We start from the raw sequence: 767 nt of genomic DNA, 5'->3' as shown, positions 1-767 counted from the left end.
CAAGGGCCTGAAAAATGTCTCAAAAAAACAAGAAAACAGGGTTTATAACCCGACTCTTACTCGGCTCTGCACTCGCATTTGGCACAGCACAAGCGATGGCAGACAACTGCTACATCATGGTACATGGCCATGGTACAAACGGCACAATCAAGTCTGGCACCAATCAGCCAGCACTTGATTACTGGAGTAGCTACAACTTCAGCGAATATGCTGGCAACAGTGCAATCACTGAATTAATCTCAGGTTCAAGCGACAACTATGCGGTCGTTGGCTACAACTCGACAGATGAGGCTGGCTACCCTTGGTGGCGCGATGAGACAGCAGGCGAAATCGCCCGCCAAATCATTTCTATTCGTCAGGGCTACGGTGACGGCTACATTCATCCTGAAGCGAACACACAGTGCGCTGCAAATGACACGTTTTGGGTTGTAAGTCATAGCCAAGGCGCAACAGAGATGATGTACATCGCTGGAAACGCACTACCTGGATCACCAAACTACAACACTGCCTACACCGCAAGCTCGGGTGTAAGCGTGGACTTCAATGCTGCTATCTCTGGTATTGCAGGCATCTTTACGCTGGGCGGCGCAATCACAGGCACCGAGGGTGCCGACCGCGTTTGCAATGGTAACTGGCTAGACAGCTTGATCAACGCGGCATTCCTAGGTCAAGACTGCAACCAAAGCGTCGCTTGGCTGCAAACGTTTGACTCATACGCAGTAAAAAACTACATCGGCTCAAACCTAGCGGCTCCTGTTTACGTTATG

The 767-nt window shown here is 50.5% G+C and carries 1 pseudogene; it reads left to right on the top strand.

From position 1 onward, the window contains the following. Positions 1–14: 14 nt before the first annotated feature. Positions 15–767 (top strand): annotated as a pseudogene (locus A3750_RS08780) (hypothetical protein); the annotation flags it as partial.

It is taken from the genome of Oleiphilus sp. HI0079, from assembly GCF_001635105.1.
This window is presented reverse-complemented; position numbering and strand designations above follow the sequence as displayed.